Source organism: Pseudomonas sp. MWU12-2029 (assembly GCF_023242425.1).
Taxonomy (GTDB): Bacteria; Pseudomonadota; Gammaproteobacteria; order Pseudomonadales; family Pseudomonadaceae; genus Aquipseudomonas; species Aquipseudomonas kribbensis.
Genome location: NZ_JALJDY010000001.1, coordinates 427,861 through 452,038, shown reverse-complemented (window position 1 = coordinate 452,038; position 24,178 = coordinate 427,861). Strand labels below are relative to the sequence as shown.

Genomic DNA, 24,178 nt, shown 5'->3' with positions numbered 1-24,178 from the left:
ATGCGCCATGACCCAGGCTCTGGCAGATATGCGTCGTGATTACACCCGGGACGGCCTGACCGAGGCGCAAGCCCCGGCCGAGCCTTTTGCGCTGTTCCACCAGTGGTTCGCCGACGCGGTGAAAACCGAGCAGGCGCCCGTGGAAGCCAACGCCATGACCCTGGCCACGGTCGATGCGGACGGGCGTCCGCACTGCCGCATTCTGCTGCTCAAGGGCCTGGACGAGCAGGGCTTCACCTTCTTCACCAACTACGAAAGTGCCAAGGGCCAGCATCTGGCCGCGAATCCGTTCGCGGCCATGACGTTCTTCTGGCCGACCCTGGAGCGCCAGGTGCGCATCGAAGGGCGGGTGGTGAAGGTCACGCCGCAGGAGTCCAACGCCTACTATCAGGTGCGTCCGTTGGGCAGCCGACTGGGTGCCTGGGCTTCCCCTCAGAGCCGGGTGATCAACGGCCGGGGTGAACTGGAAGACTTGCTCAAGGCTACCGAGCAACGCTTCACCGACACCCAGCCCGACTGCCCGGAACACTGGGGCGGTTACCGTTTGCTGCCGGAGCGCATCGAGTTCTGGCAGGGCCGCGCCAGCCGCTTGCACGATCGCCTCAACTACCGTTTGCAGGGCGCCGACTGGATTCTTGAACGTCTGGCACCTTAAGCAGTCTACCGAGCGGGATAGCCTGCCGCAGCGGCCTCAAGCCACTTCGGCAGGTCCCGACGCCTGATCTTCTGTGATCGGGCTTGCGCCAGCCGTTCGAGCATGTAGGCGCGTTTGCCTTCATCCTTGCCGGCCAGTGACAATGCCAGATCGCGGTCCATCCAGCGTTTGATCCGCACGTACAACCACCAGTGGAAGTACAAACCGGCAACGGTTGTGACGACAATGATGAAGTAATCCATGAAAATCCTTGGGGTCGGCGGCGCAAGCTCTGTATTTTGGCGCTACTGTTGGGTGAGTTCGTGGAGGCCCTGTACCGGGCCTGAATGAAACCAAATTTATCCGGGCGGCGCCGTGACAGGCGTCAAGCTGCGGAGTTTAATGAATACCTGTCCTTTGGAGTTGATCCTATGCGTAAGTCTGTTCTGCTGGTTGCTTCCTTTTCCACGATGGCGATGTTGCTTGCCGGCTGCCAATCGAGCCTGACCGGTGACTCCTACTCCCGTGACGAAGCGCGTCGCGTGCAGACGATTCGCATGGGCACCATCGAATCCCTGCGTCCGGTGAAAATCGAAGGCACCAAGACCCCGATCGGCGGCGCAGCCGGTGCAGTGGTCGGCGGTGTCGGCGGCAGCGCCATCGGCGGCGGTAAAGGCAGCATCGTTGCAGCCGTTATCGGTGCCGTGGCCGGCGGCCTGATCGGTTCCGCCACCGAAGAAGGCCTGACCCGTACCCAGGGTGTTGAAATCACCGTGCGCGAAGACGACGGCAGCATGCGCGCCTACGTGCAGCAAGTGCAGGAGAATGAAGTGTTCCGTGTCGGTGAGCGCGTACGGATTTCGACTGTCGGCGGGACCAGCCGCGTTTCGCACTAAGCGGGAACGAGCGGTAAAGGAAAACCCCGATCAGGTGACTGGTCGGGGTTTTTTGTTTGCCTTCGAATTGACGAGTCAATATTCGGCACGGGTGCCCACAAAATATTCCAAATCCTTTGGGAGCCTGACGTTTAAAAGGTTCTCTAGAGCGATTATCTGATCTTGATTCAACAACAACTCGCCTGGCTCAACCTCGCTAAGAGGCTTGGATTCTGAGAGTTGGGCAACTTTTTCATTCATCTCATTACCCGTGATATCCAGCTCGAATTGCAAAGAGTCGTCTTGAACTTCATCAGGGAAGAAGCCGGTGATCGAAAGGTAGCGCATTAAGGACAATCAGCCTGTCTGTCGGTATTAACTGTAGTCAAACGAAATTTGATAGTCGTTGATACTTAGAGCGATTTGATGTTGAAAGTACGGCTGAATAGTCGCAACCCACTTTTCGACGACGTTGAAGCTGCCATTATTGATGTTGCCCTCCACAGGAATGCCTAAGGCATTCAGTACTGATTCATCATCCCCCAGATCTTTCGACGACTCCTCGCCTTGGAATTGCTGGGTTGCTGTGTTGTACCACTCCAGTCTTAGTTCCAGTCCCATCTCTTCCTCACAGATATCTTTTTTTGATGCTTCTTTCTTTTATAGGCCCTTCGCGTTGCTCACCTGTGTAGGGATCGAAGGCTCCCAGGTGAGTTCCATCGCTTCGGTACATTTCTAACTCCCCATGTCTTGAGTCCCATTCGTAAATTTTCTTTCCTTTAGCATCAGTCCAGCGCTTGCGAAGTCCTCCTCCACCCTGAACCGGATTCATGTCTTTAACTTTTTTCAGGTCTGGAAGTGCGGTGATTTGGTCGGTCTTCGGCGGTTTATGGTAGCTATGGCCTGCGGGTGCCAAGCCTTTGCGGGATGTGTTCAGTACAACGTATAACGGTTTTACCCCCGAACTTGCCGGAAACACCAATATGAAATCCCGATACTCCGGCGGATAAACCGGGTTCACCAGAATCCCGTCCGCCGCTTTCGTCGGCGGATACACCCAGATATGCGGTGCCTGCGGAGCGGCTTCCAGCGCGGGGATGCCGAGGATGTCGGAGCCGTCCACGGCGGGCGTCCAGATCAGTTCGATGCCTTCGCCGAGGTCTGCGACAAACCGGTTACCGCGTGCGGTGAACTGCGCGACATCGACCATTTCCCAGTCGCGGTTCTTGCCGGTGTAGAAGCCGTAACCCTTGAGGCTGCCGTCGGCCTGCTGTTCGACGTGCAGGCGCACGCGGGTTCGAGCCTGTTTGAGGGCGCGCAACTGGTCTTCGGTGTAGAGGGCGCTGTCGCTCAGGTTCGATGGCATGAACAGCGCCACCAACCCGACCAGCGGGGCCACGACGGCGGCGGAGGCCATCGCGGGCAAAGCCTTGAACGCCTCACCGGCGAGAGCAAAGGTGCCCAGGCCAGCAGGAATGGCGGTGCCGCTGATTTTCTTGAGTGCAACGCCGCCGCTGTCATCGGCTTCACGTCCGCCGAGCAGGATCAGATCGCCGTAATCTTTCAGGCTGTCCGTCGGCACCATCCCCGAGGGATTCGAGTAATCGATGATCGCGTCCGGCAACTTGCAGGACTTGGCAAACACACATCCGGCGCGTACCGGCTCAGGCTTGTTCGACGCGACCTCACGGCCGCGTTCGAAGGCGTCCTGCCGCGCCAGCATGGCGTCGTACTTGTTTTGTCGCTCGTCCTGATCGGCCAGCTCGGTAGCCGTCAGGTAGCGGTAGGTGACGTGATGCCCGTCGCCTGCCGGTGGGTTGGGAACCCGGGGAATGTCCTTTTGACCAGCCACTGATTGTCCTTTCGTTCATGCATCGGCAGCCCCCTCGAAAGGGGCTGCACGACGTTAACGAAGCAGGAAAATCGTGGCTGTAGGACGCGTCTCTAAAGACGTGGGGATTGTTCGCTATGGCATCAGGAAGGCAGCGCGGTGTTCTTTTTGCTCGCCGCCAAGGTCACCGCATAACCGATCAATGCGGCGAACACCGAGCCGGTGAGAATGCCCATCCGGTCCATTCCGGCGTATTCACTGGCACCCGGCACGAAGGCGAGGGAGCCGACAAACAGGCTCATGGTGAAGCCGATCCCGCAGAGGATCGCCACGCCCAGCACCTGGCCCCAATTGGCGTTCTGGGGCAGGGCCGCGATGCCGGTTTTCACGGCAAGCCAGGTCAGGCCGAACACGCCGATGGTCTTGCCCAGCAGCAGGCCGACGGCGATGCCCATCGGTACGTGGTGGGTGAAGCTTTCGGCGGTCACACCGGCCAGCGACAAACCGGCGTTGGCGAAGGCGAACAGCGGCAGAATGCCGTAAGCCACCCACGGGTGCAGCGCATGCTCCAGAGTCAGCAGCGGCGAAGGTTCGGCGTTTTTCGTGCGCAGCGGAATGCAGAACGCCAGGGTCACGCCGGCCAGCGTCGCGTGGACACCGCTCTTGAGCACACAGACCCACAGGATCAACCCGATGATCATGTACGGCCCGAGCTTGACCACCCCGAGCCGGTTCATCGCCACCAGCGCCGCAATGCACGCCGCCGCGAGGCCCAGCGACAGGGTCGAGAGTTCGCCGGAATAGAAGATCGCGATGATCACGATGGCGCCAAGGTCGTCGATGATCGCCAGGGTCATCAGGAACAGCTTCAGCGACACCGGCACCCGCTTGCCGAGCAAGGCCAGCACGCCGAGGGCGAAGGCGATGTCGGTGGCGGTCGGAATCGCCCAGCCATCGAGGGCGGCCGGGTTGTCACGGTTGAGGAACCAGTAGATCAGCGCCGGCACCAGCATGCCGCCGATGGCCGCCGCACCGGGCAGCACGATCTGCGACGGCTTCGACAGCTGGCCGTCGAGCACTTCGCGCTTCACTTCCAGGCCGATCAGCAGGAAGAACAGCGCCATCAGGCCGTCGTTGATCCACAACAGCAGGGGTTTGGCGATTTTCAATGCGCCGATTTGCGCGACCACCGGGGTGTCGAGCAGGCCGGTGTACAGCCACGACAGCGGCGAGTTGTTGATGATTAGAGCCAGGATGGCCGCGGCGATCAGTAACAGACCGCTGGCAGCTTCCAACTGAAAGAAACGCGTGAAAGTGCTACGCAGAGGCAAGGTCGCTCTCCATCGATAAAGTCAAAAGGTGGGACACCCTAACCCGTACTGTTAGTTGTTAAAACAAAAGTTATATTCTTTTTTGTTATATATGGTTACAAGGCGCCTGCCAGACCTGCAGCAAAGCCTAGCAGTTGCCAAAGGTATTGAAGCTCAGCTGTATCTGTCGGTGCTGCAGGATTTTTCCTAAGCTTGGGGGCTAAGCCTGTGAAGGCACTTCTGCCCGATTCAACGAGAACAACAGCCATGAGCGACAACCGACAGTGGGCCCGCGAAGCCATCCGGATCATCGAAGCGGACTTCCAGCGCAGCGCCGACACGCACCTGATCCCCTTGCCGCTGCCGGGGTTTCCGGGCATCGAGTTGTACTTCAAGGACGAATCAAGCCACCCCACCGGCAGCCTCAAGCATCGGCTGGCCCGTTCGCTGTTTCTCTACGCCTTGTGTAACGGCTGGCTCAAGCCCGGCGCGCCGGTGATCGAGGCGTCCAGCGGTTCGACGGCGATTTCCGAAGCGTACTTTGCGCGGATGCTCGGGCTGCCGTTCATTGCGGTGATGCCGGCGACTACCTCCAAGGAGAAGATCGCGCAGATCGCCTTCTATGGCGGCAAAAGTCATCTGGTGGACGATCCGACCCAGATCTACGCCGAATCCGAACGTCTGGCCCGCGAACACGATGGGCACTTCATCGACCAGTTCACCTATGCCGAACGCGCCACCGACTGGCGGGCGAACAACAACATCGCCGAGTCGATCTTCCAGCAGATGCGCTACGAGCAGCACCCGTGCCCGGCGTGGCTGATTTCCAGCCCCGGCACCGGCGGCACCACCGCGACCCTCGGCCGTTACGTGCGCTTTCGCCAGCATTGCACCCGGGTGCTGTGTGCTGATGCCGAGCGTTCGGTGTTCTTCGACTTTTACCAGACCGGTGATGCCAGCCTGCGTCTGGACCACGGTTCGCGGATCGAAGGCATCGGCCGGCCACGGGTGGAAGCGTCGTTCCTGCCGAAGGTGATCGATGCGATGGTCAAGGTGCCGGATGCCTTGTCGCTGGCGGCCATGCATTACCTGGCGCAGCGTCTGGGCCGGCATGTGGGCGGGTCGAGCGGCACCAACCTGATCGGCGCGCTGATGGCGGCGCAGCAGATGAAAGCGGCGGGGGAGTCGGGGTCGATCGTGGCGATCCTGTGCGATGGCGGCGAGCGCTACGCGGACACCTATTACGATCCGGCGTGGCTCAAGGCGCAGGGCTATGAGCTGGAAGGATTGATGGCGGCCGTGGCGGCGAGTGCCGAGAAGGGTGAAGCGCTGCCGGCCTCGGTGCTGCGCGCCAATATCTGACGCCGAAAACGACTGTGGGAGCGAATTCGCTCCCACAGGTTTTTGCAGTGTTTCAGGTCGCGCGGATCAGTCTTTCAGACCGAGAATGTCACGCGCTACAGCTTCCGCAATCCGAATCCCGTCAACACCCGCCGACAGAATCCCGCCCGCATAACCCGCGCCTTCACCGGCCGGGAACAGACCTTTGACGTTCATGCTCTGCAGCGACTCGTTGCGCGTGATACGCAGCGGCGACGAAGTCCGCGTCTCGATCCCGGTCAGCACCGCATCGTGCAGCGAATAACCGCGAATCTGCTTCTCGAACGCAGGCAACGCCTCACGAATCGCTTCAATGGCGAAGTCCGGCAAGGCCAGGGCCAGATCCCCTAGCGCCACGCCTGGCTTGTACGAAGGCTCAACCTCGCCCAGCTCGGTGGACGGCGTGCCGTTGATGAAGTCGCCGACCAGTTGCGCCGGTGCCTTGTAATCGCTGCCGCCGAGGATGAAGGCGTGGGACTCCAGACGCTCCTGCAACTCGATCCCGGCCAGCGGACCGCCCGGATAATCGACTTCCGGGGTGATGCCGACGACGATGCCGGAGTTGGCGTTGCGCTCGTTACGCGAGTACTGGCTCATGCCGTTGGTGACCACGCGGTTCGGCTCGGAAGTCGCCGCCACCACGGTGCCGCCCGGGCACATGCAGAAGCTGTAGACCGAACGGCCGTTCTTGGCGTGGTGCACCAGTTTGTAGTCGGCGGCTCCCAACTTGGGGTGACCGGCGTACTTGCCCAGTCGTGCACGGTCGATCAGCGATTGCGGGTGCTCGATACGGAAACCCACCGAGAACGGCTTGGCTTCCATGAACACGCCACGGCTGTGGAGCATGCGGAAGGTGTCGCGGGCACTGTGGCCCAGCGCCAGAATCACATGTTTCGAATGCAGGGTTTCGCCGCTGGCCAGCTCGACGCCGACCAGTTGGCCGTCTTCGATCAGCACGTCGGTGACGCGCTCCTGGAAGCGTACTTCGCCACCCAGGGCACGGATCTCTTCACGCATGGTCTCGACCATGCCGGTCAGACGGAACGTACCGATGTGCGGCTTGCTGACGTAGAGGATTTCTTCCGGCGCGCCGGCCTTGACGAACTCGTGCAAGACTTTGCGGCCGAGGAACTTCGGATCCTTGATCTGGCTGTACAGCTTGCCGTCGGAGAACGTGCCCGCACCGCCTTCGCCGAACTGCACGTTGGACTCGGGGTTGAGCACGCTTTTGCGCCACAGGCCCCAGGTGTCCTTGGTGCGCTGACGCACTTCGGTGCCGCGTTCGAGGATGATCGGCTTGAAGCCCATCTGCGCCAGCAACAGGCCGGCGAAGATCCCGCAGGGGCCGAAACCGACCACGATCGGGCGCTGGCTCAGGTCGCTTGGTGCCTGGCCGACGAATTTGTAGCTGACATCCGGCGCCACGTTGACGTTGCGGTCATCGGCGAACTTGCCCAGCACCTTGGCCTCGTCGCGCACTTCGAGGTCGATGGTGTAGATGAAGCACAGTTCGGAAGACTTTTTGCGCGCATCGTAGCTGCGCTTGAACAAGGTGAAGTCGAGCAGGTCATCGCTGGCGATGCCCAGGCGTTGCACGATTGCAGCGCGCAGGTCTTCGTCGGGATGGTCGATCGGCAGCTTGAGTTCAGTGATTCGTAACATGACAGGATCCGGTTCGCGGGGCGCACAACTGCGCCAGGGCGTTTGAAGGCGGCGATTATAAGCCGCAACGGCCGGATCCCGTGAGGGTAAAACGATCAGTCGTTGCGCGAACCGCCGAAATACCCGCAACCGCGCTGCACCTTGCCGTCGATACGCAACTCGGCACTCATGTGCTGCACGCTGCCGGTGTTGCTGTCGACACAGCGTTGCGGCGCCACCCACAGCTCGATGCGCTGGTTGTTGGCTTCACTGCTGAGGTTGAAACGGCCGTCGCCCAGTTGCTCTTCGACATAGGGCACAGCGAGCGGTGGCTGGCCTTCGCGGTCGATGACCATGCCTTTGCCGCTGACCTTGACGTTCCATTCCGGGCCATGGCCGGCGGCGCGCAGGATCAGTTGCTTGAAGTTCGGATCATCGCAAGCGGTGCCGGAGCGTTCGACGCGGTACAACTGGGTCAGGTCGAGACGGTCACCGGCGATCTTCCCGCGCACGTCGGCGAACAGCTTGCCCTGTTGATCGGCCAGGGTGGCGGCCTCTTGCAGAATGCTGGTGCCGCCAATGTCGTTGACCACGTACTGACGCTGTTCGCCGCACGACTGGAACACCAGTTTGCCGTCGGCAGCGGTCAGTTGCCCCTGCATCCGCGTCTGGCCGACGTGGGAGGCGCTTTCCCGCGCGCCATCGAACAACTGGCACGCGGCAAACAGAGGGAGCAGGGCAACAACGATCAAGGAACGGGCAACACGCATCTTCGGCTCTCCAGACAAGTGCCGCCACGTTACGCAGGCTGACCGTTCATCACAAGGGTTTAGCCCACGTGAAATGTCTGACCTGTCTGCAAGCCTTCGACACTTTTGGCGTAGGCCAACGCCACATCCGCCGCAGGAACCGGCTTGTAGCCGCGGAAGTACGGGGCGTAGCTGCCCATGGCTTCCACCAGCACGGTCGGGCTGATCGAGTTCACGCGCAAGCCCCGTGGCAGTTCGATGGCTGCGGCACGGACGAAGCTGTCCAGCGCGCCGTTGACCAGGGCCGCCGAAGCACCGCTGCGGATCGGGTCGTGACTGAGTACGCCGGTGGTGAAGGTGAACGATGCGCCGTCGTTGGCGAATTCGCGGCCGATCAGCAGCAGATTGACCTGGCCCATCAGCTTGTCTTTCAGGCCGAGGGCGAAGCTGTCTTCGTTCATGTCGCCCAGCGGGGCGAAGGTCACGTTGCCGGCGGCGCAGACCAGTGCGTCGAACTTGCCGGTCTTTTCGAACAGTTTGCGAATCGACGCGCTGTCGCTGATGTCCACCTGGAAATCGCCGCTGCTGCGGCCGATGCGAATGACTTCGTGACGCTGCGACAGCTCTTTGTCCACGGCCGAACCGATGGTGCCGCCGGCGCCGATCAACAGAATTTTCATCGTGCTTGCCTCAAGTGATTGAACGAGCTTTCAGTCTAGAGTGGTTTTTTCCGCTGATAAGCGCGCTAATGGGCAACCTTTGGTTTTCAAATGGAAACAATCCATGAGCGAGATGGATGATCTGGCGGCGTTCGCGGTATTGATCGAGGCCGGCAGTTTTACCCTGGCGGCGCAGCAACTGGGGTGCAGCAAGGGACAGCTGTCCAAGCGCATCAGTCAGCTGGAGGCGCAGTTTTCCGTGGTGCTGCTGCAACGCACCACACGTCGGCTCAGCCTGACGGCGGCCGGTGCGGCGCTGCTGCCCCAGGCCCAGGCGCTTGTCGTTCAGGTGGAAAGAGCGCGTCAGGCATTGGCGCGTTTGAAGGACGACATGGCAGGCCCGGTGCGTATGACGGTGCCGGTGTCGCTGGGGGAAACCTTCTTCGACGGCCTGGTGCTGGAGTTTTCGCAGAAATACCCCGAAGTGCAGATCGAGCTGGAGCTGAACAACAGCTATCGCGATCTCTCCCGCGATGGCTTTGATCTGGCGATCCGCACCGACGTCGCCAACGACGAGCGTCTGGTGGCCAAGCCTTTGCTGGCCTGGCAGGAAATGACCTGCGCCAGTCCGGCGTATCTGGAACGTTTTGGCGAGCCGCAGACTCCGCAGGCACTGGCCGAACATCGTTGCTTACTCAACAGTCACTACGGTGGTCGCGAAGAATGGCTCTATCACCAGCAGCACGAGCTGTTGCGGGTGCGGGTATCGGGGCCGTTCGCCAGCAATCACTACAGCCTGCTGAAAAAAGCCGCACTTGCTGGCGCCGGCATCGCCCGCCTGCCGTCCTATCTGTTGCAGACGGAATTGGCTGACGGCCGATTGCGCTGGCTCCTGCGCGATTTTCAGACCCGGCGCATGCCGATGTACCTGGTGCATCCGTATCAGGGCGGGCTGCCGAAGCGCACCCAAGTGCTGGCGGATTACCTGATCGACTGGTTCAAGCGCAGCGGCGAGGCCCTGGACCGGCTTCAGCGGTAACGTCGGGCGATGAGATGATCGATCGACAGCTTTCCCGGACCGGTGGTCATCAGGTACAGCAACACTGCTGCCCAGGTTCCGTGGGTCGGGTAGGCGTCGGGGTAGACGAACAGCTCGATGACCAGCGTCATGCCCAGCAGTGCCAGCGCTGAAAACCTTGTGGCGAAGCCGATGAGGATCAGGATCGGGAAAAAGTGTTCGGCGAACGCCGCCATGTGCGCGGCGATTTCCGGTGACAGCAGCGGCACGTGGTATTCGCTCTGGAACAGCGGAATCGTCGAGTCCGCCAGGTGCGGCCAGCCGATCTGGAACGTGCCGTCGATCAGGTCGATGGCCAGTCCCTCGACCTTGGTCTGCCCGGATTTCCAGAACACCGCCGCGATGGAAAAACGCGCAATGAAGGCGATCAGGCTGTGCGGGATTTTTTCCAGCAGCGCGATGGCGCGGGCAATGAGACTGTTCATGGCGAAACCTTGTGATGTAAGTGAGTGATGGCGTGGCGGCTGATCAACAGGGCCAAGGTCTGGCCGAGATCGAAGGCTTCTGCGGACTCCAGCGCCTCGGTCAGTGACAGGCCGGCCTTTAGCTGGCCGATGAACTGGCTGGCGCCGGGATCCACGGCGAACACCTCGACCTCCAGGCCGTTGCGCAGGATCAGCGCGTGCTGGGCCTGATTCAGAACGATGCCGGCCAACGTGGCGTCTTGCTGATGCGCAGCCCAGATATCCACCACGGCAAAGACTGAGTCGAGCAAGTGCAATGAAGGGTGCAGGCCAATTTGCAAGCGACTCAGGCCCTCCTGATCCGCGAAGGCCGCAGCAATCCGGTCCTGGCTGAGCGGCGCGATATCGGCGGAGTGGTAGGCCTGCGTGCGCAAGCGTTCCAGCCGCGCGACATCGGCTAGGTAAGGCACGCTCGACGCCGGTTCGAATCCGCTGATGAAGTCCGCCAGATCACTGCCGTAGTCGCTCATCAACGGGCTTCGTGGTGGGTGGTTTTGAATAAAGACTCCGGCCATGGCGCGGAAGAATTCCTCTCCCACCAACTGCATCACTACGGGATAACTGTCGGCCAGTGCATTGCTCAACGAGCCCTGCACGTTGTTGCGGTACACGGCGAACCGACTGGCCGGATCGGCCCCGTTGGCGCTGCACAATCCGTCGGGGCAGGGCAGGCCGACATCGAGCAGTGCGGCGCTGAACACGGCTTGGGTACTCATGGCCGACCTCCCGCGCAAAGCAGAAGCTCGTCGGCCTGTTGCGCCTCGGCCATCAGTACGTCGAAGGCTGGCACCTGATTGTCCCGTTCGATCAGCGTCGCCACCGGGCCGACGCGTTCCAGTGCCTGCCGGTACAGCGACCAGACGGCCTGATCGACCGGTGCGCCGTGATCGTCGATCAGCAAGCGATCACCGAGGCTATCGGAATCTTCGGCAAACCCCGCCAGATGAATCTCGCCAACCGCGTGCAGCGGCAGTGCGTCGAGGTAGGCCAGGGGATCGCGCTGATGGTTGATGCACGAGACATAAATGTTGTTCACGTCCAGCAACAGACCGCAGCCGCTGCGCCGGATGACTTCACGGATGAAATCCGCTTCGTCGATCGTCGAGCGCTCGAACGCCAGATAGGTCGCCGGGTTTTCCAGCAGCATCGGACGCTTGAGGGTGTTCTGCACCTGGTCGATGTGATCGCAGACGCGATTCAGCGTCGGCGTGTCGTAGGCCAGGGGCAATAGATCATTGAGAAACACCGGGCCGTGAGTCGACCAGGCCAGGTGTTCGGAAAAGGAGTGGGGTTGATAACGCTCGATCAGCGCGCTCAGACGTTTGAGGTGTTGCACATCCAGCGGGCCTTCGGCGCCGATGGACAGGCCGACGCCATGCAGCGACAGCGGATACGCCTCGCGGACCAAACCCAGAAAATGATGAAACGGGCCGCCGGCCACCATGTAGTTTTCGGCGTGGACTTCGAAGAAGCCGATGTCCGGTAGAGAGCCGAGCACTTCACGAAAGTGCCCGGTCTTGAGCCCCAGCCCGGCACGGGGCGGGAGCCCGGTGAGGGCTGCCCGAGTGCGGGGGAAGGCATGGTCGCGGGAGGTGATCATGTTCGTCACTCGGGCAGGCCGTGGATCAGGACTTGGCCTTGAAGGCTTCCATCTGACCGAAACCGGTCGGCGAAGTCTTGCTTTCGGTGGTGGTGCAGGTGCCTTTCGGAACGAACTTCCAGGAATTGGCCTGGTAATCCATTTTCGCCGTGCCTGCACAGGTGGTGCCGGCGCCGGCGGCGCAGTCGTTATGACCTTTCATGGCCACGCCGAAGCATTTTTCCATGTTGGTGTTATCGGCCGCCTGGACGGTCGAAACGGCGGCCATGCTCAGTGCAGAACCAAGGGCCAGAACCAGGGCGGCGGCGGACAGGGTGCGGGTGGTAGCAGTCATGATGTTTCTCCGGTTTCAACTTGGGTTGGAACAAGCGATGTGCGCTTGCTTACCCCACTAGAGAAACGACCTGGTGATGCGTTACAGCGATCGCGAAAATAATTTTCAAAGCGCAAAAAAAAACGGCCCGAAGGCCGTTTTTTTGTTTGAAGCGATCGATCAACCGCCGAGGTACGCCTCGCGCACTTTCGGGTCGGTCAGCAGCGCTTCACCGGTGCCTTGCATCACCACCCGGCCGTTCTCCAGCACGTAGGCGCGGTCAGCGATTTTCAGCGCCTGGTTGGCGTTCTGCTCGACCAGGAACACCGTTACACCGTCCTTGCGCAGCTGTTCGATGATGTCGAAGATCTGCTGGATGATGATCGGTGCCAGGCCCAGCGACGGCTCGTCGAGCAGCAGCAGTTTCGGCTTGCTCATCAGCGCCCGGCCGATGGCGAGCATTTGCTGTTCGCCGCCGGACATGGTGCCGCCGCGCTGGTTGAAGCGTTCTTTCAGGCGCGGGAAAAGTCCGAGAACCTTATCCATCTGTTCCTGATAGTCGCCCTTGTCGGTGAAGAATCCGCCCATGGACAGGTTCTCTTCGACAGTCAGTCGGGCAAACACCCGGCGGCCTTCCGGCACCACGGCGATGCTCTTGCGCATGATCTGCGACGAATCCTGGCCGACCAGTTCCTCACCCATATAGCGGATGCTGCCGCTGTGGGCTTGCGGCGAACCGCAGAGCGTCATCAGCAGCGTGGACTTGCCGGCACCGTTGGCGCCGATCAGCGTCACGATCTCGCCCTGGCGGACTTCGACGTTGACGCTGTGCAGAGCCTGGATCTTGCCGTAGAAGGTGGAAACGTTTTCGAACTGCAGCATTTACGCTTCCCCCAGGTAGGCTTTGATCACTTCAGGATTGTCGCGGATCTGTTCCGGCGTGCCGTCGGCCAGAGGCGTGCCCTGGTTGATCACGACGATGTGGTCGGAAATGCTCATGACCAGTTTCATGTCGTGTTCGATCAGCAGCACGGTCACGTTGTGCTCTTCACGCAGCACGCTGATCAGCGCCTTCAGGTCTTCGGTTTCCTTCGGGTTCAGACCGGCGGCCGGTTCGTCGAGCATGAGGATCCGCGGACGGGTCATCATGCAGCGGGCGATTTCCAGGCGACGCTGCTGACCGTAGGCCAGGGTCCCGGCCGGGCGGTTGGCGAATTCCTTGAGGTTGACCTTGTCCAGCCAGTACTCGGCGTACTCCATGGCCTCGCGCTCGCTTTTGCGGAACGCCGGGGTCTTGAACAGACCGGCCAGGAAATTGGTGTTCAGGTGACGGTGTTGGGCGATCAACAGATTCTCGACCGCCGTCATGTCCTTGAACAACCGCACGTTCTGAAAGGTACGCACCACGCCCTTGAGGGCGATCTTGTGGCCAGGCAGGTCTTCGATCGGCTCGCCATCGAGCTTGATGCTGCCGCCGCTCGGCTTGTAGAAACCGGTCAGGCAGTTGAACACGGTGGTCTTGCCCGCGCCGTTAGGCCCGATCAGCGCCACCACTTGTTTCTCTTTCACGGTCAGGGCCACGCCGTTGACCGCCAGCAGGCCGCCGAAGCGCATGCTCAGATTTTCGACTTTCAGGATCTCGCGGCTCATTTGCGCAGCTCCATGTGAGGACGTTGCATGGGCAGCAGACCTTGAGGTCGCCAGATCATCATCAGCACCATCAGGGCGCCGAACATCAGCATGCGGTACTCACTGAACTCACGCATCATTTCCGGCAACAGGATCATCACGACCGCGGCCAGTACCACGCCCAGCTGCGAACCCATGCCGCCCAGCACCACGATGGCGAGAATGGTCGCCGACTCGATGAAGGTGAAGGACTCCGGTGTCACCAGACCCTGACGGGCGGCGAAGAAGCTGCCGGCGAAACCGGCGAAGCAGGCACCCAGGGTGAACGCCGAGAGCTTGATGAGCGTCGGGTTCAGGCCCAAAGCGCGGCAAGCGATCTCGTCTTCGCGCAACGCTTCCCAGGCACGGCCCAGAGGCATGCGCAGCAAGCGGTTGATGACGAACAGCGCGAACAGCGCCAGGAACAACGCCACCAGATAAAGGAAGATCACCTTGTTGATCGAGTTGTATTCCAGGCCGAAGTATTCGTGGAACGTCTGCAAACCCTCGGCGGCTTTACGTTCGAAGGTCAGACCGAAGAACGTTGGCTTCTCGATGTTGCTGATACCGTTCGGGCCGCCGGTGATGTCGGTGAGGTTACGCAGGAACAGACGGATGATTTCACCGAAGCCCAGCGTCACGATCGCCAGATAGTCACCGCGCAGACGCAGGACCGGGAAACCGAGCAGGAAGCCGAAGGTGGCCGCCATCAGTCCGGCGATCGGCAGGCAGATCCAGAAGCTCAGGCCGTAGTAGTGCGACAGCAGCGCATAACTGTAGGCGCCGACGGCATAGAAACCGACGTAACCGAGGTCGAGCAGGCCTGCCAGGCCGACCACGATGTTCAGGCCCAGGCCGAGCATCACGTAGATCAGCACCAGCGTGGCGATATCCACCGCGCCGCGAGAACCGAAGAACGGCCAGACCAGCGCACCGATGATCAACGCAATGATGATCCAGCGCTGGGTGGTCGGCAGGGTCAGGAAACTGCTGGCCTTGGCCGGCATCTTCGGCAGGCTCGGCGAGGATTTCCACGCCGCGCCGATCTGCTGGTCGAACAGCACGCGCAGGAACATCAATACCGAGCAGACGGCGATGGTGATCAGTGTCGAGGTACTGGTGCCATGCACTTCGAGGTTGATGCCGACGATGGTCAGCTTCAGACCGAGTACCGGGTAGGCCACCGCCCACACCAGCAAGGCGCTGAACAGCGCCTGTTTAAGATTCCTAGTCATACTTTCTCAACCTCCGGACGACCCAACAGGCCGGTTGGCCGGAACAACAGCACCAGAACCAGCAGGCCGAACGCCACGACGTCCTTGTACTGGTCGCCGAAGATATCGGCACCAAAGGCTTCCGCCACACCGAGCACAAGCCCGCCGAGCATGGCGCCGGGGATGCTGCCGATGCCGCCCAGTACCGCAGCGGTGAAGGCCTTGAGGCCGACGAGGAAGCCGGCGTTCGGGTTGATCACGCCGTATTGCATGCTCAGCAGCACGGCCGCGATGGCCGCCAGCGCAGCACCGATGACGAAGGTCAGGGCGATGATGTTGTTGGTGTTGATGCCCAGCAGGTTGGCCATCTTGATGTCTTCGGCACAGGCGCGGCAGGCGCGGCCCAGGCGAGAGCGGGAGATGAACAGCGTCAGGCCGAGCATGGCGACCAGGGTCACCACGAACACCACGATTTGCATGTAGGAAATCAGCACTTCATGTGCGCCACCTGGCCCGATGGAGAAGTTGCCGGGGATCAGGTTGGGGATGGATTTGTCCTTGGAGTCTTGCGCCAGCAGAACCGTGTTCTGCAGGAAGATCGACATACCGATGGCGGAAATCAGCGGGATCAGACGGTTGCTGCCGCGCAAGGGGCGGTAGGCGACCCGTTCGATGCTGTAACCGTAGGCACTGGTCACGACGATGGTTGCGAGAAAAGCGGCGGTCATCAACAGCGGAACGCTGTCGAGTCCCATCATGGACAGCCCGGCGATGGCGATGAATGCCACGTAGGAGCCGATCATGTACACCTCGCCATGGGCGAAGTTGATCATTCCAATGATGCCGTAGACCATCGTATAGCCGATGGCGATCAGGGCATACGTGCTGCCAATGGTCATGCCATTAACCAGCTGTTGGAAGAAGTGATAGATGTCAGGCATTACAGCGCTCCTAAAAACCTGATACGCATTTCACTGGTGGAGTCATTTTCCCGCCCGGCCCCGTGGATCTTTATCCACTTCGAATCCGGGTTTTGCCAGCGAACCGCTGATGACGGTTTTGAGATTTTCAGGTGGGGAGACTGGCGGATCACGCCAGCGCGGCCCAATACATTCGTAAAACAAAGCCCACGGCACGCCGTGGGCTTTATTGGCAGTCAGTCAGGCAGCGCCTTACTGAGGCGAAACTTCGGTTTTAGGTTTGCCGAAGTGCCACTCGTAGACCACGAATTTGAAGTCCTTCAGGTCGCCCTTGGCGTCGAAGCTCAGGTCGCCGGTAGGGGTCTTGAAGGTGCCGGCGTGAATGGCGGCCGCCACTTTCGCAGGGTCTTCGGATTTGGCAGCAGTGATACCTTGGGCAATCACTTCAACCGCCGAGTAGGACGGGAACACGAACGGGCCGCTCGGGTCTTCTTTCTTCGCCTTGAAGTCTTCAGCCAGTTTCTGGTTGGCCGGATCCTGGTCGAAGGACTTCGGCAGGGTCACCAGCAGGCCTTCGGACGCGTCCTTGGCGATCTGCGAGATGGAGTCGTTACCCACGCCTTCCGGACCCATGAACTTGGCTTTCAGGCCTTTTTCCTGGGACTGACGCAGGATCAGGCCCAGCTCAGGGTGGTAGCCGCCGTAGTAGACGAAGTCGACGTTGGCTTGCTTGAGCTTGGAGATCATCGAGGAGAAGTCTTTGTCGCCGGCGTTCACGCCTTCGAACACGGCAACCTTGACGCCTTTGCCTTCCAGGGTTTTCTTCACGGCGGTGGCGATGCCTTCACCGTATTGCTGTTTGTCGTGCAGGACAGCAACGATTTTCGGTTTCACGTGATCGGCAATGTAGTTACCGGCGGCAGGGCCCTGGGCGCTGTCCAGACCGATGGTGCGGAACACCATTTTGTAACCGCGGCTGGTGATGTCCGGGCTGGTGGCAGCCGGGGTGATCATGATCACGCCTTCGTCTTCGTAAACGTCCGAAGCAGGCTGAGTGGAGCTGGAGCACAGGTGACCGACCACGAACTTGACGCCGTCGTTGACGACCTTGTTCGCAACGGCTACCGCTTGTTTCGGGTCGCAAGCGTCATCGTATTCAACGGCTTCGAGCTTCTTGCCGTCGACGCCGCCCTTGGCGTTGATCTGTTCGATGGCCATTTTGGCGCCACTGAACTGCATGTCGCCGTACTGGGCTACCGGGCCGGTTTTAGGGCCGGCGATACCGATCTTGATGGTGTCAGCTGCGAACGAATGGCTGGCAACCCCGGCCAGTACCATAGCGGCAAACAGTTTGGAAATCTGCTTAGTAGCCTTAGTCATAGTGCTCCACTCTTACTGTTGTATTTTTTTAGAGTCCTGACGCCGTAGCAGCAGAACCGGGCTGGATATCTTCGCGATACCTTCCGGAAATGCCCCCGGCAACTGTACCGGTACAGTGTAGAGCGCCGGTTGTTGGCCTGGGAAGCTGGCGCCCAGGGGCAAATTCTGGAGATGTCGCTTTAATGAAAGAAAAAGACAGAATTGCGGCGGGGCTTTCAGAGGGCTTATGCCCCAATCATCAGCATTCCTTGGCTTTCCTGCGCTTTTCGTTCGGTACAGCCTTTTGCTACCGGGTTTTTCTGCCGGACCACCGACGTTATCATTCGCGCCGATTTCTTTTCCGGACAGTCCCATGAATCAAGAACCTAGCACCCTCTATGCCAAGCTGCTTGGTGAAACCGCATCTATTACCTGGAAAGAGCTGGAGCGCTTCTACGCCCAGGGTGCCCTATTGTGGGTCGACGCTGACCTGGATTTGATCGCCGTGGCCGAGGCCGTGGCATCGGATCAAGGCGAGAAAGTCGCTGCCTGGCTGGCCGAAGACAAGGTCGCCAAGCTGTCTGAAACGCGGGCGCTGGATATTTTCGAACGTGATCCCGAGATGTGGGCGGTGGTGGTCCGGCCGTGGATTCTGGTCCAGGAAAGGGCGTCGGCCTGAGGGGTTGCACCTCGTTGGTGCACATGATGGCCGAGGAAAAGTGTGTAGCCGAGTAGCGTGATGGCACGTTGCCGTAGAGAAATGCCACAAGCGCGGGTGGCATAACGGTGACGTAAACGTAACGGGCACAGTTTAGTAAGCAGCCTAACGGCTGCTTAATTGTTTCGGGATGTTGGAAAGGCTGAAATTTTCATCGAATTTAAAGGCCTCTTCGCGAGCAAGCCCGCTCCCACATTCAACCGCGTTGTGTCAGTAGACATACGGTCAAATGTGGGAGCGGGCTTGCTCGCGAATGGCGGCGACGCGGTCTTGGATCAGACCGAGTAAGTCTTGCCGGTGTGATTATTGAGCGAAATGACCTTGGTCTTGCCGATCCGGTGGCGGTAAATCTCGCGCAAGTACTTGATCGACTTCTTCACGCAATCGCGCGACAAGCGAATGTCGTTGATCGAGACAAATTTCTCTTTGTCGTTGATCAGCTCGCGGTATTTCTTCTCGTACATCGGCTTGATCGCGTACCAGTTGGTATCGAGGATCTTCGCCGGGTTCTCGAATTCGTTGAGCAGGTCATCGATACGTTCTTCGTCGAATTCTTCATTGATGATGAAGTCGAGGATCGAGTTGTCGAGGGTCTCGTCGAAACGGTACGGGTTCTTCGCGAAGCAACGCTTGATGAACGCCACGATCAGGGTCAGGAAGTCGTCCGACAGGCACGGGCTCTTGGCGATCAGGGTGGTCAGCGACAGGTTGGCCGAAGCACCGATCACCAGTGCGTAGCGCTTGAGCGTGGTGTTGGGGAACAGGCTGTTGAGGTGGGTCTTCAACCGGTTCAGGTCCATGTACGACAGTTTGTAGTCTTTCGGCAGCGAAACGATCGAGACCACCGACGAGCAGTTCTTGAAGAAGTGCAGGTCATGCAGCGCGGCGGCGTCGTAGCCGGAATTCTTGTACTGCTCCAGCGACGCGCGATAACGCTTGGATTCGATCGGCAGCAGGCTGATGCCTTCGATGGCCTGGGTCACCTTGTTGAAGTGCGGCAGGTCGATCGAGCGGAAGAACAGGTCGTCGATGTTCAGGCGCTGTGGCTCTTTGTCGAACACCTTGAACTTGTCGCTGCTTGGTGGCGGCGTTTCCGGCACCACCGATTCTGCGTAGGCAATCGCCACCGGACCGGCCAGGCTCATGAACAGGTCGTTGGCGTCCAGGCGAATAGTCTCGCCGATGTCGATGCCGGCGCGACGGAAATAGTTCTGGTCGTAGTCGGTCGTGACGGCTTGGGCCGTCAGAATGTTGAAGATCTGCTGCGAGATGTATTGGTTGGCGTGCTTCTCCATCGCATTGACATCAATGTTCTGGATGTTGCCGTCATCGCTCTCTTCGGCGTAACGCATGATGTCGTTGGAGATCAGCATCATCGCGTTCCATGGGCGGATACGGCCCATGACGCTGGCTTCGCTGCTGTCTTCGTTGGCGAAGTTGTACGAGAAATCCCATTCTTCCGACAGGTATTTGCACAGCAGGCGACCGGCGTTGATGTGCAGCGCCTCGGACATTTCGCTGCGGTGGTCGGAAATGTTCGGCAGCACGCAGATGCCGCTGGTGAAGATCGGCTCGAACACGAACGAATGACCGCTCTTGCCGTCATGTTCGTCCATCGGCTTGGTGTCGAACGTCTTGTTCATGTACGAGTGCTGCTGGGCCAGGCCGAATTCCGAGGCCATGCCCGAACCGGTACCGCCGCCGGCACTGAAGATCGAGAAATACAGGCGCGACTGGTTGGCCTTGATGCCGCAGCTGTCGATCAGGTACGAGTGAATCATTTTCCAGTCGGGGCTGGAGAAGCGCTGGGTGTCCTTGTTGAGGATGATCTTCGCCAGGTACTGGCCGAGGATCGGCGCGTTACCGGCACCACCGGCGTGGACTTCGGACAAGTCCATGATCTTCATTTTGCTGTAGTCGCGCAGGAAGCCGCTTTTTTCGCCCTTGCGCGAGAAGCGGATACGACCGGCAATGTCCTTGTCCAGGTCGCCGAGCATGACCAGCGGCTCGACCAGGAATACCGGTTTGGTCGACTTGTTCGGGCCGATCCGCAGGTTCTGCTTGATCCACTGGGCCGGGCTGTAGCCTTTGTCGGAGGCCAGGCGACGATCAGCCACGCGGTCTTCGTTGTTGAATTCGTTGAGGTAGAACTTGCGCGCGTTGTACACCAGCTCCGCCACGTCGAGGGCGATGTTGGAGCCGCAGCGACCGAGGCCGATCAGGCACACCGACGGGAATTCCTGGTCGTTGTGCTGCTCGTTGTCGCCTTCCAGGTGCGGCGGGCGCGGGAACACCAGGTCACGCAGGCCGTCGAGGTTGTCGAGGATGCGGTCAGTGTTGGTTTCGGTGAAGTACAGGTATTGCTGGGTGCCCAGAGGGCGCGAAGGAGGCAATGGCTTCATCGGGGCAGGGCTGTTCGCCGCAGGGCTCAGGGTCAGATCGGATACCGCGGTGGCCGGATTGTTTTTAGAAGTCATTGTGCGCCATTTACCTGGACTGGTTGGCTCGGCGACCACTGTCGTCGAGCCTCACGGAATGGGAATCTCGCGTCTTTTTGCTGCGCGTATTTGGCCCGTGCGTCAGGTGCTTTGCCTGTGTGTCGCACGGGGGAATCCTTTCCTGATTGATGATGGATCGGCCATTATTCGGCGATCTTTAATCAAAAGGAGGCTAAATGATGTCAACGCTACCTTCGTTGGGGTTTGCCGGAATCGGACTGATGGGGCTGCCGATGTGCCGGCGTCTGCTGGCGGCGGGTTATCCGCTGACGGTGTGGAACCGCAACCCGGACAAGTGCGCGCCGCTGGTCGAGGCGGGTGCCCGGCAAGTCGCGACCCCGGCCGAATTGTGCGGGCAGGCCGACGTGGTGATGCTCTGCCTGGCCGATACGGCGGTAGTGCGTGAGGTGGTGTTTGGCCCGGCCGGTGTTGCTGAAGGCGCAAGAAACGGTCAGTTGCTGGTGGACTTTTCCAGCCTTGAGCCGACGGCGACTCGCGAGATGGCAGCAGAACTGGCGCAAAAGACCGGCATGACGTGGCTCGACTCACCGGTGTCCGGCGGCGTCGTCGGCGCGGAGGCCGGCAGCCTGGCGATCATGGTCGGTGGTGATGCCGCAGATCTTGATCGGGTTCGCCCGGTGTTGCTCACCCTCGGTCAGCGCGTCACGCACATGGGCGGCATCGGCGCCGGCCAGGTGACCAAGGCCTGCAACCAGATGATCGTTGCCTGCAATGCGCTGGTGATCGCCGAAGTGGTCGCGCTGGCCGAGCAGTCCGGGGTCGACGCCAGCCTGATTGCCGAGGCGCTGGCCGGTGGTTTTGCCGATTCAAAGCCGCTGCAGATCCTCGCCCCGCAAATGGCCGAAAGCCGTTTCGAACCGGTGAAATGGCATGTGCGCACGCTGCTCAAGGATCTCGATACGGCAGTGAAGTTTTCCCGTGAAGTCGGCTCGGCCACGCCGATCAGCGGATTGGCCGCACAACTGATGCGCCTGCATGGGGCCCAGGGCTTTTTGGAGAAAGATCCATCGACACTGGTGAAAATGTACCGCGAGCCAGCGTCAGCGGATTGACCGAGTGGGCGTGTTTGCGCTGATTGATCTCTTCGAGGACCGGGCGCAGTTCGTGCAGCGGCACCGGACGGCTGAGCAGGTAACCCTGAATGAAGTCACAGCCGGAACGCTCGAGGAATTCGTATTGCTCCAGGCTTTCCACGCCTTCGGTGACCACCTGCAAGTGCAGGGTGTGGGCCATGACGATGATCGCCTGGACGATTTCCATGTCGGCGGTGGCCTTGGGAATATCGAGAATGAACGAGCGGTCGACCTTCAAGGTGTTGAGCGGCAGACGCTTGAGATAGGCCAGGGACGAATAACCGGTGCCGAAGTCATCGATTGACAGCGACACACCCAGGGCGCGGATCTGCCGCAACAGCACCAGCGTATTGGCGATGTTGCCCATCAGGGCGTTTTCGGTCACCTCCAGTTCAAGGCGTTCGGGGGCGACGCCGGCGCTGCGCAAGGCGCGTTCGATTTCATTGGCCAGTTCTTCCCGGGCCAGATTCAGCGGTGAACAGTTCCAGGCGATCTTCAATTCGTCACAGCCATGGCGCGACAGTTCGCCAAGGTCTTCACAGGCCTTGCGCAGCACCCAGTTGTCGAGTTCGGCAATCAGGCCGTTGTTTTCGGCGATCGCAATAAAACGATCCGGAGTCAGCAGGCCATGTACCGGATGCTGCCAGCGAATCAGCGCTTCGAGCTTGGTGACCTTGCCGGTCTTCAGTTCGAAGATCGGCTGGTAATACAGCATCAACCCGTTCTCTTCGCGCAGGGCATGACGCAGTTCTTCCTCCAGTTGCAGTTCCAGGCTGGCGCGGTTTTTCAGGTTGGAATCGAAAAAGTGCACGCCGTTGCGCCCGGCGCCCTTGGATTGATACAGCGCCAGGTCCGCGTGCTTGAGCAGTTCTTCGCAGGTGGTGCCGTCTTCGGGAAACAGGCTGATACCGATGCTGGTGGTCATCACCATGCGCCGCCCGGCCAGTTCGATCGGCTCCTTCATCTTGAGCATGATGCGCTGGGCCAGGTTGCGTGCTTCTTCGCGGTCACGCAGGCCGATGAGGATGCAGAATTCATCGCCGCCGAAACGCGCAACCACGTCTTCGTGACCACGTACCGAGCCTTTGATGTGCTGGGCGATGACTTTCAGCAACTGGTCGCCGGCGTCATGACCGAGGCTGTCATTGATGCGTTTGAAGTGGTCGATGTCGAGAAACATCACCGCGAGCATGCCGCCCTCGGTGGATTTCTGGCTGAGTTTTTCGGCAAAGATCTGGTTGAAACCGCGACGGTTGATCAAGTTGGTCAGGGCGTCGTAATTGGCCGCCTGTTGCAGCGACATCCGCGCCTGATCGAGCTGGCTGAGCAACATGTTGACCCGGCGCAGGTCTTGCTCCTTGTTCTGCAGTTTCTTGTCGGCGAGTGCGGCGCTGATGGCGCTGCCGAGGATCAGCAGGGTGATGAAGGCGACGGTGAGCCCCAGCTGCAGGTGGCTGGTTTCGGCCCTCAGTGTGGGAATGCTTCCCTCCGGCAGGACCAGATGCAACGCCGCCATGCCAGTGAAGTGCATGCTGATGATGCCGGCCCCGAGAATCAGGGTGGCCACGTATTTGAGCATCTGGTTGTGCAGGCCGCTGCCTTCACGCAAATTCCCGGCCACCCACAGCGCGGCGAAACTGGCACCGATGGCAATCAGGATCGACAGGCCGAACAGGGTCGGTTCGTAGTAAGCGGTGGCGGCGGACTGCATGGCGGCCATGCCGACGTAATGCATGCCGGCAATGCCCAGGCCGATGACGATGGCGGTCTTGAAGTATTGCAGCAGACTGGGCTGCGGTTCGCTGAGGGTGTGCATCGCCAGCCAGGAGGCCAGCAGGGCGATCACCAGGGAGAACAGGGTAATGGCCAGGTCGTACTGGATGTCGATCGGCGTCTGGAACGCCAGCATGCTGATGAAATGCATGGCCCAGATGCCGCCGGCCAGGCAAGTGGCGCCGATCCAGCGCCAGAGCCTGCGCGATCCGGGGTCTTCGGCATGGCCGACGCGTTCCGCCATGTCGAGGGTGGCGAAACTCGCGGCGCACGCCACCAGATAGGCGACCAGCACCAGCAAGGGATTGTGTGTGCAATTGAGAATGACCTGCCCGCTCTCCGGCAGCTCGGCAACAAACTGCAAACCAAGCCACTCCATAGCATGCCCCGTCTCTGAGTG

General features: G+C 60.3%; 25 protein-coding genes. 6 read left to right on the top strand and 19 right to left on the bottom strand.

Annotated elements, in window-relative coordinates:
- The first annotated feature begins 7 nt into the window (after positions 1–7).
- Positions 8–655 (top strand): pyridoxamine 5'-phosphate oxidase, encoded by a 648-nt coding sequence (gene pdxH / locus M5B44_RS02180; RefSeq protein WP_114881709.1) that lies wholly within the window; start codon positions 8–10, stop codon positions 653–655.
- Between the two features lie 5 nt (positions 656–660).
- On the opposite strand, the gene M5B44_RS02175 is transcribed toward pdxH, so the two are convergent.
- Entirely contained in the window at positions 661–897 is a 237-nt protein-coding gene (locus M5B44_RS02175; protein ID WP_085712943.1) for a hypothetical protein, read from the bottom strand.
- Positions 898–1,065: 168 nt separating this feature from the next.
- On the opposite strand from M5B44_RS02175, the gene M5B44_RS02170 reads away from it, so the two are divergent.
- Positions 1,066–1,530: a glycine zipper 2TM domain-containing protein gene (locus tag M5B44_RS02170; RefSeq protein WP_065261914.1), complete on the top strand. Its 465-nt coding sequence runs from the start codon at positions 1,066–1,068 to the stop codon at positions 1,528–1,530.
- 75 nt (positions 1,531–1,605) lie between these two features.
- On the opposite strand, the gene M5B44_RS02165 is transcribed toward M5B44_RS02170, so the two are convergent.
- The 4 genes from M5B44_RS02165 to nhaA all read right to left on the bottom strand — a co-directional run bounded on the left by M5B44_RS02165 (position 1,606) and on the right by nhaA (position 4,671).
- Entirely contained in the window at positions 1,606–1,857 is a 252-nt protein-coding gene (locus M5B44_RS02165) for a pyocin S6 family toxin immunity protein (protein WP_248738103.1), read from the bottom strand.
- A gap of 27 nt (positions 1,858–1,884) precedes the next feature.
- A complete protein-coding gene (locus M5B44_RS02160; protein WP_248738102.1) occupies positions 1,885–2,130 on the bottom strand; it encodes a colicin E3-like toxin immunity protein in 246 nt (81 codons plus the stop codon).
- Positions 2,131–2,137: 7 nt separating this feature from the next.
- Complete coding sequence (locus tag M5B44_RS02155) at positions 2,138–3,361, bottom strand: S-type pyocin domain-containing protein (RefSeq protein WP_248738101.1); 1,224 nt, start codon at positions 3,359–3,361, stop codon at positions 2,138–2,140.
- A gap of 122 nt (positions 3,362–3,483) precedes the next feature.
- Complete coding sequence (gene nhaA, locus M5B44_RS02150; protein ID WP_248738100.1) at positions 3,484–4,671, bottom strand: Na+/H+ antiporter NhaA; 1,188 nt, start codon at positions 4,669–4,671, stop codon at positions 3,484–3,486.
- Between the two features lie 246 nt (positions 4,672–4,917).
- On the opposite strand from nhaA, the gene M5B44_RS02145 reads away from it, so the two are divergent.
- Positions 4,918–6,012, top strand: a complete 1,095-nt coding sequence (locus M5B44_RS02145; RefSeq protein WP_248738099.1) for a PLP-dependent cysteine synthase family protein — start codon at positions 4,918–4,920, stop codon at positions 6,010–6,012.
- 66 nt (positions 6,013–6,078) lie between these two features.
- Here the strand turns inward: M5B44_RS02145 and M5B44_RS02140 are convergent, their stop codons facing one another.
- From M5B44_RS02140 to M5B44_RS02130, 3 genes are all read right to left on the bottom strand, one after another.
- Entirely contained in the window at positions 6,079–7,692 is a 1,614-nt protein-coding gene (locus tag M5B44_RS02140; protein ID WP_085712949.1) for an NAD(P)/FAD-dependent oxidoreductase, read from the bottom strand.
- A gap of 95 nt (positions 7,693–7,787) precedes the next feature.
- Positions 7,788–8,441, bottom strand: a complete 654-nt coding sequence (locus M5B44_RS02135; protein ID WP_134825718.1) for a COG3650 family protein — start codon at positions 8,439–8,441, stop codon at positions 7,788–7,790.
- Positions 8,442–8,500: 59 nt separating this feature from the next.
- Entirely contained in the window at positions 8,501–9,100 is a 600-nt protein-coding gene (locus M5B44_RS02130) for a short chain dehydrogenase (RefSeq protein WP_085712951.1), read from the bottom strand.
- Between the two features lie 103 nt (positions 9,101–9,203).
- Between M5B44_RS02130 and M5B44_RS02125 the strand changes: the two genes are divergently transcribed.
- Positions 9,204–10,118 (top strand): LysR family transcriptional regulator, encoded by a 915-nt coding sequence (locus tag M5B44_RS02125; protein ID WP_248738098.1) that lies wholly within the window; start codon positions 9,204–9,206, stop codon positions 10,116–10,118.
- Here the strand turns inward: M5B44_RS02125 and M5B44_RS02120 are convergent.
- The 9 genes from M5B44_RS02120 to M5B44_RS02080 form a co-directional block, all read right to left on the bottom strand.
- Complete coding sequence (locus M5B44_RS02120; protein WP_248738097.1) at positions 10,109–10,582, bottom strand: DoxX family protein; 474 nt, start codon at positions 10,580–10,582, stop codon at positions 10,109–10,111. The genes M5B44_RS02125 and M5B44_RS02120 overlap by 10 nt on opposite strands.
- Entirely contained in the window at positions 10,579–11,337 is a 759-nt protein-coding gene (locus M5B44_RS02115) for a DUF2063 domain-containing protein (protein WP_248738096.1), read from the bottom strand. The genes M5B44_RS02120 and M5B44_RS02115 overlap by 4 nt, the downstream gene beginning before the upstream one ends.
- Complete coding sequence (locus M5B44_RS02110; protein WP_248738095.1) at positions 11,334–12,221, bottom strand: DUF692 domain-containing protein; 888 nt, start codon at positions 12,219–12,221, stop codon at positions 11,334–11,336. Before M5B44_RS02110 ends, M5B44_RS02115 begins: the two co-directional genes overlap by 4 nt.
- A gap of 25 nt (positions 12,222–12,246) precedes the next feature.
- A complete protein-coding gene (locus M5B44_RS02105) occupies positions 12,247–12,555 on the bottom strand; it encodes a DUF2282 domain-containing protein (RefSeq protein ID WP_248738094.1) in 309 nt (102 codons plus the stop codon).
- A 159-nt stretch (positions 12,556–12,714) separates the two neighbouring features.
- Complete coding sequence (locus M5B44_RS02100) at positions 12,715–13,416, bottom strand: ABC transporter ATP-binding protein (protein ID WP_003222380.1); 702 nt, start codon at positions 13,414–13,416, stop codon at positions 12,715–12,717.
- Complete coding sequence (gene livG, locus M5B44_RS02095) at positions 13,417–14,184, bottom strand: high-affinity branched-chain amino acid ABC transporter ATP-binding protein LivG (protein ID WP_248738093.1); 768 nt, start codon at positions 14,182–14,184, stop codon at positions 13,417–13,419.
- Positions 14,181–15,437 (bottom strand): high-affinity branched-chain amino acid ABC transporter permease LivM, encoded by a 1,257-nt coding sequence (locus M5B44_RS02090; protein WP_085712957.1) that lies wholly within the window; start codon positions 15,435–15,437, stop codon positions 14,181–14,183. Before M5B44_RS02090 ends, livG begins: the two co-directional genes overlap by 4 nt.
- Complete coding sequence (gene livH / locus M5B44_RS02085; RefSeq protein ID WP_085729918.1) at positions 15,434–16,357, bottom strand: high-affinity branched-chain amino acid ABC transporter permease LivH; 924 nt, start codon at positions 16,355–16,357, stop codon at positions 15,434–15,436. The genes M5B44_RS02090 and livH overlap by 4 nt, the downstream gene beginning before the upstream one ends.
- Before the next feature lie 231 nt (positions 16,358–16,588).
- The gene (locus tag M5B44_RS02080; protein WP_085712959.1) at positions 16,589–17,716 is read right to left on the bottom strand and encodes a branched-chain amino acid ABC transporter substrate-binding protein; all 1,128 of its coding nucleotides are present in this window, start codon (positions 17,714–17,716) and stop codon (positions 16,589–16,591) included.
- 352 nt (positions 17,717–18,068) lie between these two features.
- Between M5B44_RS02080 and M5B44_RS02075 the strand changes: the two genes are divergently transcribed.
- A complete protein-coding gene (locus M5B44_RS02075) occupies positions 18,069–18,374 on the top strand; it encodes a DUF2288 domain-containing protein (protein ID WP_085712960.1) in 306 nt (101 codons plus the stop codon).
- Positions 18,375–18,688: 314 nt separating this feature from the next.
- On the opposite strand, the gene M5B44_RS02070 is transcribed toward M5B44_RS02075, so the two are convergent.
- Entirely contained in the window at positions 18,689–20,890 is a 2,202-nt protein-coding gene (locus tag M5B44_RS02070; protein WP_085712961.1) for a hypothetical protein, read from the bottom strand.
- Between the two features lie 197 nt (positions 20,891–21,087).
- On the opposite strand from M5B44_RS02070, the gene M5B44_RS02065 reads away from it, so the two are divergent.
- Entirely contained in the window at positions 21,088–21,984 is an 897-nt protein-coding gene (locus M5B44_RS02065) for an NAD(P)-dependent oxidoreductase (protein WP_248738092.1), read from the top strand.
- Here the strand turns inward: M5B44_RS02065 and M5B44_RS02060 are convergent.
- The gene (locus M5B44_RS02060) at positions 21,875–24,157 is read right to left on the bottom strand and encodes a putative bifunctional diguanylate cyclase/phosphodiesterase (protein WP_248738091.1); all 2,283 of its coding nucleotides are present in this window, start codon (positions 24,155–24,157) and stop codon (positions 21,875–21,877) included. The two genes, M5B44_RS02065 and M5B44_RS02060, sit on opposite strands and share 110 nt — an antisense overlap.
- Positions 24,158–24,178: the final 21 nt, after the last annotated feature.